The sequence below is a fragment of the Pseudomonas sp. AKS31 genome (assembly GCF_023634765.1).
In the GTDB taxonomy this organism is placed as follows: domain Bacteria; phylum Pseudomonadota; class Gammaproteobacteria; order Pseudomonadales; family Pseudomonadaceae; genus Aquipseudomonas.
In genome coordinates, this window is record NZ_JAMLFX010000008.1 from 238,803 (window position 1) to 245,392 (window position 6,590).

Below are 6,590 nucleotides of genomic sequence, written 5' to 3' on the forward strand. Positions count from 1 at the left end.
ACGTAAAAGGAAGACGTCGATGCTTTTGCTGTTTGTCGCCCTCGCGGTTTTCGTGGCCTGGAGCTGGTTGAGTTATCCGGCGGTCGGTCATTGGCTGTACGACCTGAACATGGCCATCGAGGCCAAGTTGTACAAATTGCACAAGATCGAAGTGCCGATCGCCGAGATGAGCGTCTCGACCTGGCAAGGCGGGCCGTATGAAGCGGCCAGCGCGATTCTGATGCTGCACGGCTACAGCGCCGACAAGAACCTGTGGCTGCGCTTTTCCCGGCATTTCGTGCGCCAGTATCGGGTGATCATCCCGGACCTGGCCGGCCATGGTGAAACCGGCTTCAAGGCCGGCGGCGGCTACGACATCCCGCTGCAGGCCAAACGCATGATCCAGTTGCTCGACGTTTGCGGTGTGGAGAAAGTCCATGTGATCGGTAACTCGATGGGCGGCTACATCGCTGCGTGGCTGGCGGCGACGTATCCGGAGCGGATCGCCTCGGTGGCGCTGATCGACCCGGCGGGCGTCACTGCACCGGAGGTCAGCGACATGGAGCGGCATCTGGCGCGCGGGCATAACCCGTTTCTGATCAATTCCCGGGAAGAGTTTCGCCAGTTTTATGCAATGACCATGGAATCGCCGCCGTGGGTACCGAATCTAGTGCTGGACGCCATCGCCCAGCGCTACGAGCAACAACGCGATGAACTGGAAGAGATCTTCCGCGATTTTCGCGCCAGCCCGCCGATGGAGCCGAAACTGCCCGACATCAAATGCCCGGCGCTGTTGCTCTGGGGGCGCAAGGATCGGCTGATCGATGTCAGCAGCGTGCCGGTGTGGAGCAAGGGCATCGCCAATTTGCGCGTGGATGTCTGGGATCACGTCGGGCACATGCCGATGGTTGAACAGCCGGGGAATACTGCGCGCCTGTATCGGGAATTCCTCGGAAGCCAGAAATGACACTCAACACATCCTGTGTAGGAGCTGCCGAAGGCTGCGATCTTTTGATTCTGCTTGTAAAAAACAAGATCAAAAGATCGCAGCCTCGTTTCACTCGACAGCTCCTACAAAGTGACGAGGTCTGAGGTGTAGATGAATATTCTTTATGACGAACGCCTCGACGGTCCGTTGCCGCAGGTGAACAAGGCTGAGTTGCTCAAAGACCTGCAGCGCGCGCTGCCAGACCTCGACATTTTGTGGCGCGAGGACGAACTCAAACCCTACGAATGCGACGGCCTCTCCGCCTACCGAACCACGCCGATGCTGGTCGCCCTGCCCCGTCGACTCGAGCAAGTGCAAACCCTGCTCAAACTTTGCCATCAGAAGAACGTCCCGGTGGTCGCCCGTGGTGCCGGCACCGGGTTGTCCGGCGGCGCCTTGCCGCTGGAGCAAGGCCTGCTGCTGGTGATGGCGCGCTTCAACAATATCCTGCACATCGACCCTGCCGCGCGCACTGCGCGGGTTCAACCGGGGGTGCGTAATCTGGCGATCTCCCAGGCCGCCGCGCCGTTCGGCCTGTATTACGCGCCGGATCCATCCTCGCAAATCGCCTGTTCAATCGGCGGCAACGTCGCGGAAAACGCTGGCGGCGTGCATTGCCTCAAATACGGACTGACCGTGCACAACCTGCTGAAAATCGAAGTGCTGACCATCGAAGGCGAGCGCCTGACCTTGGGTTCGGATGCTCTCGACTCAGCCGGTTTCGATTTGCTCGCCTTGTTCACCGGCTCCGAAGGTCTGCTGGGGATCATCACCGAAGTCACGGTCAAACTGCTGCCCAAACCGCAGGTCGCGAAAGTCCTGCTGGCCAGTTTCGATTCCGTGGAAAAGGCTGGTCGCGCGGTCGCCGAAATCATCGCGGCGGGGATCATTCCCGGCGGCCTGGAGATGATGGACAACCTCGCCATTCGCGCCGCTGAAGACTTTATCCACGCCGGTTACCCAGTGGACGCCGAGGCGATTCTGCTGTGCGAACTCGATGGCGTCGAAGCCGATGTTCACGACGATTGCCAGCGGGTGCGCGAGGTCATGACCGCCGCGGGCGCTACCGAAGTACGTCAGGCCCGCGACGAAGCCGAACGCGTGCGCTTCTGGGCCGGACGCAAAAATGCCTTTCCGGCCATCGGACGTTTGTCGCCCGATTACTACTGCATGGACGGCACCATTCCGCGCCGCGAATTGCCCGGTGTCCTGCAAGGCATCGCCCGTCTCGGCGAAGAATACGGTTTGCGCGTGGCCAACGTATTCCATGCCGGCGACGGCAACATGCACCCGCTGATCTTGTTCGATGCCAACCAACCGGGCGAGCTGCACCGCGCCGAAGCCTTGGGCGGCAAGATTCTTGAACTGTGCGTGCAGGTTGGCGGCAGCATCACCGGTGAACACGGCGTCGGCCGCGAGAAAATCAACCAGATGTGCGCGCAGTTCAACAACGATGAGTTGAGTCTGTTTCATGCAGTAAAAGCCGCGTTCGACCCTAAAGGCCTGCTCAACCCCGGCAAGAACATTCCAACCCTGCACCGCTGCGCCGAATTCGGCGCCATGCATATTCACGCCGGGCAATTGCCGTTCCCCGAACTGGAGCGTTTCTGATGGCCGATGTCGACGCCGCCAGCGCCCTGCTCGAACAGGTCAACGAGGCCCGGGCGAATGCCACGCCGCTGAAAATCCAGGGTGGCAACAGCAAAGCGTTCCTCGGCCGCGAGGTGGCCGGTGAAGTGCTCGATACCCGCGCCCACTGCGGCATCGTCCGTTATGAACCGACCGAACTGGTGATCACGGCGCGTGCCGGCACGCCGTTGTCCGAGCTGCTGGCGGCGCTGGATGCTGCCGGACAGATGTTGCCGTGCGAGCCGCCGGGGTTCGGCGAAGGCGCGACGGTGGGCGGCATGATCGCTACCGGTTTGTCCGGGCCACGACGACCGTGGTCTGGCTCAGTACGCGACTTCGTACTCGGCACGCGAGTCATCACCGGCCTCGGTCAGCACCTGCGTTTCGGCGGCGAAGTGATGAAAAATGTCGCCGGTTATGACCTGTCGCGGTTGATGGCCGGCAGTTACGGCTGCCTCGGAGTACTCACCGAAGTCTCGCTGAAAGTGCTGCCGAAACCACGCCAGTGCCTGAGCATCCGCCTCGACATGGAGTGCGCGCGGGCGCTGGCCAATCTGGCCGAGTGGGGTCAACAACCGCTGCCGATCAGCGCCGCATGCCACGATGGCCAGAGCCTGTATCTGCGTCTTGAGGGCGGCGAAGGTTCGGTGACGGCGGCGCATCAACGCCTGGGTGGCGAGCCGCTGGACTCACAGTTCTGGCGTGATCTGAATGAGCAGCGGCTGGCGTTTTTCGATGAAGGCCGGCCGTTGTGGCGCCTGTCACTGCCGACCAATCTCGGCCCGCTGGATCTGCCCGGCGAGCAGTTGATCGACTGGGCCGGCGCGCAACGCTGGCTGAAATCCGACGCGGCGCACATCCACATTCTCGCGCAGGAACTGGGCGGCCACGCCACCTGTTTCAGCCATGGCGCCAGCGATTCGCCGTTCCAGCCATTGCCCGCGACACTGCTGCGCTATCACCGGCAACTCAAGGCGCAACTCGACCCGCAAGGGCTGTTCAACCCCGGGCGGATGTACGCGGAGTTCTAGCCATGCAAACCACCCTCAGCGAACAGTCACGACAACTGCCCCGCGCCGCCGAGGCGGAGAAGATCCTCCGTACCTGCGTACATTGTGGTTTCTGCAACGCGACTTGCCCGACCTATCAGTTGCTCGGCGATGAACTCGATGGCCCGCGCGGGCGCATCTACCTGATCAAACAAGTGCTCGAAGGAGCACCGGCGACGGCGCAGACGCAACTGCATCTGGACCGCTGCCTGTCGTGCCGCAACTGCGAAACCACCTGCCCGTCCGGCGTCGACTATCACAATCTGCTCGACATTGGCCGTGCAGTAGTCGATCACGCGGTGCCTCGCCCGGCGGCGCAACGCCTGTTGCGTGAGGGGTTGCGGGCGTTGGCGCCGAATCCTGGGTTGTTCAAAGGCTTGCTGCGGATGGGCGCGACGTTTCGCCCGCTGCTGCCGCGAATACTGGAAAGTAAACTGCCGCAGCATCTAGCGCCTTCCGGTTTGCGCCCTGCCCCGCGTCATGCCCGGCGAGTGTTGTTGCTGGAAGGCTGTGTACAACCGGGGTTGTCGCCGAACACCAATGACGCCGCCGCGCGGGTGCTGGATCGTTTGGGCATCAGCGTCACCCCGGTGGCTGAGGCCGGTTGTTGCGGCGCGCTGGATTATCACCTCGACGCCCAGGCCAAAGGCCTCGACCGCGCCCGGCAGAACATCGATGCCTGGTGGCCGCACCTGCAAAATGGCGCCGAAGCGATTGTGCAGACCGCCAGCGGTTGCGGCGCATTCATCAAGGATTACGGGCATTTGCTGGAAAGGGATCCGGTTTATGCAGCCAGGGCCCGGGAAATCAGCGAGCGGACCGTGGATCTGGTGCAGATACTCGATCGGGAACCGCTGGAACAGATCTGCGCCGCCACTGAAAGGCGGATTGCCGTGCATTGCCCGTGCACCCTGCAGCACGCGTTGAAACTGGGCGGCGCGGTGGAAGCCGTGCTGACTCGCCTCGGCTTCAATCTCACCGCCGTGCCTGACGGCCATTTGTGCTGCGGCTCGGCGGGCACCTATTCGCTGACGCAACCGGTGCTGGCCCGACAACTGCGCGACAACCGCCTCAATGCGCTGGAAAGCGGCCGCCCTGAGTTGATCGTCACCTCCAACGTCGGCTGTCAGAGCCATCTGGGCAGCGCCGGGCGCACGCCCGTGATGCACTGGATCGAACTGGTGGATCAGTCGTTGGCAGAATGAAGTTCGTAGGATTCTTCGTTTGCCCGCGTGCGAGAAGGCTGCGATCTTTTCCCTCATCCATTCCGTGACCGTGGCAGGAATTTTTTTCATGACCGTGCAGCCGTTCGTCAGCCCCGACCTGATTCGCCAACGCTTCTCCAAAGCGATGTCCGACATGTACCGCGAAGAAGTGCCGCTGTACGGCGCGCTGATGCAACTGGTGGAACAGACCAACCGCGAGGTACTTGCACGTCAGCCTGACATCGCCCGACAGCTCAACAATACCGGTGAAATCGAACGCCTGGACATGGAGCGCCATGGTGCCATTCGCGTCGGCACCGCGACGGAACTGGCCACCCTCGCCCGCTTGTTTGCAGTGATGGGCATGCAACCGGTGGGTTATTACGACCTGACCCCGGCGGGCGTGCCGGTGCATTCCACAGCGTTTCGCGCAGTGCATGAACAGGCGCTGCAAGTCAGCCCGTTTCGGGTGTTCACCTCGTTGTTGCGCCTGGAGTTGATTGAAGATCCGCAGCTGCGCGCCTTTGCCGAATCCGTGCTGGCCAAGCGATCAATCTTCACCCCGGAAGCATTGCGCCTGATCGCGCAAGCTGAAAACGCGGGTGGACTGAATGAAAGCGAGGCCGAGGCATTCGTCCTACAGGCACTGGAAACCTTTCGCTGGCATCACAGCGCTACGGTTACTGCCGCGCAATACCAGACGTTGAGTGCTCAGCACCGTTTGATCGCCGACGTAGTGGCGTTCAAAGGCCCGCACATCAATCACCTGACGCCGCGCACGCTGGACATCGATAGCGTGCAGGAACAGATGCCGGCCCATGGCATCACCCCAAAAGCCGTGATCGAAGGCCCGCCGCGCCGGCAGTGCCCGATCCTGTTGCGCCAGACCAGTTTCAAGGCGCTGGACGAGCCGATCGCCTTCACCGATCAGAACCAAACCCGTGGCAGTCACAGCGCGCGTTTTGGCGAAATCGAACAGCGCGGTGCGGCACTTACGCCCAAAGGCCGGGCGCTGTACGACCGTTTGCTGAATGCCGCCCGCGATGAACTCGGCGACTTCCCCAACGAGGCCAACGCCGCACGCTACAACGCGCTGATGACTCAGCACTTTGGCGAATTTCCTGACAGTGTCGAGGGCATGCGTGAACAAGGGTTGGCGTACTTTCGCTATTTCGCCACGGAAAAAGGTTTGGCTGCTGGAAGGCTTGGGCAGTCGTCTCTGGAGGACTTGTTGCGCGGTGGTTATGTGAAAGCTGAGCCGTTGGTGTACGAAGATTTTCTGCCGGTCAGTGCAGCGGGGATTTTTCAGTCAAACCTTGGGGATGCGGCGCAGGCGCATTACGGCGAGCACTCCAATCGACAGGCTTTCGAGCAGGCGCTGGGGCGCGCGACCATTGATGAGTTGGGGTTGTATGCCGCGACGCAGCAGCGTTCGATCGATGAGTGCCTCACACAACTTACGCGTTGAAAAATCAAAAGATCGCAGCCTGCGGCAGCTCCTACAGGGGAAATGCATTCCAAATGTAGGAGCTGCCGCAGGCTGCGATCTTTTGATCTGAAAGTCTTGAAGCAGCCGCCTCAGCCAAATGAAGGCATCTGGCCATTGTGCGCAAGAAGTTGCGCACTTGTTTTGCAAAAAAGCCTGATGAAGCCGCTGAGAGCTACGTCGTACAAGGCCTGTAGCCAAGTGCGCAAGAAGTTGCGCAGTACTGCGCAACTTCTTGCGCAATCAGACCTTTG

Annotated in this window: 5 protein-coding genes; all 5 read left to right on the forward strand. The window is 61.3% G+C overall.

Features of this window, described 5'->3' with window-relative positions; translation table 11 throughout:
- Nucleotides 1–19: 19 nt before the first annotated feature.
- The 5 genes from M9827_RS20250 to hglS all read left to right on the forward strand — a co-directional run bounded on the left by M9827_RS20250 (nt 20) and on the right by hglS (nt 6,318).
- Nucleotides 20–946 (forward strand): alpha/beta fold hydrolase, encoded by a 927-nt coding sequence (locus M9827_RS20250; protein ID WP_250606822.1) that lies wholly within the window; start codon nt 20–22, stop codon nt 944–946.
- Nucleotides 947–1,078: 132 nt separating this feature from the next.
- A complete protein-coding gene (gene glcD, locus M9827_RS20255; RefSeq protein ID WP_250606823.1) occupies nt 1,079–2,578 on the forward strand; it encodes a glycolate oxidase subunit GlcD in 1,500 nt (499 codons plus the stop codon).
- Complete coding sequence (gene glcE / locus M9827_RS20260) at nt 2,578–3,627, forward strand: glycolate oxidase subunit GlcE (RefSeq protein ID WP_250606824.1); 1,050 nt, start codon at nt 2,578–2,580, stop codon at nt 3,625–3,627. The genes glcD and glcE overlap by 1 nt, the downstream gene beginning before the upstream one ends.
- 2 nt (nt 3,628–3,629) lie before the next feature.
- Nucleotides 3,630–4,850, forward strand: a complete 1,221-nt coding sequence (glcF, locus tag M9827_RS20265) for a glycolate oxidase subunit GlcF (RefSeq protein ID WP_250606825.1) — start codon at nt 3,630–3,632, stop codon at nt 4,848–4,850.
- An 88-nt stretch (nt 4,851–4,938) separates the two neighbouring features.
- Nucleotides 4,939–6,318: a 2-oxoadipate dioxygenase/decarboxylase HglS gene (gene hglS / locus M9827_RS20270; RefSeq protein WP_250606826.1), complete on the forward strand. Its 1,380-nt coding sequence runs from the start codon at nt 4,939–4,941 to the stop codon at nt 6,316–6,318.
- Nucleotides 6,319–6,590 lie beyond the last annotated feature (272 nt).

What these genes read in the sequence shown, in the direction of transcription:
- M9827_RS20250 (WP_250606822.1), top strand. Translation starts at nt 20, where the DNA reads ATGCTTTTGCTGTTTGTCGCCCTCGCGGTTTTCGTGGCCTGGAGCTGG.
- glcD (WP_250606823.1), top strand. Translation starts at nt 1,079, where the DNA reads ATGAATATTCTTTATGACGAACGCCTCGACGGTCCGTTGCCGCAGGTG.
- glcF (WP_250606825.1), top strand. Translation starts at nt 3,630, where the DNA reads ATGCAAACCACCCTCAGCGAACAGTCACGACAACTGCCCCGCGCCGCC.
- glcE (WP_250606824.1), top strand. Translation starts at nt 2,578, where the DNA reads ATGGCCGATGTCGACGCCGCCAGCGCCCTGCTCGAACAGGTCAACGAG.
- hglS (WP_250606826.1), top strand. Translation starts at nt 4,939, where the DNA reads ATGACCGTGCAGCCGTTCGTCAGCCCCGACCTGATTCGCCAACGCTTC.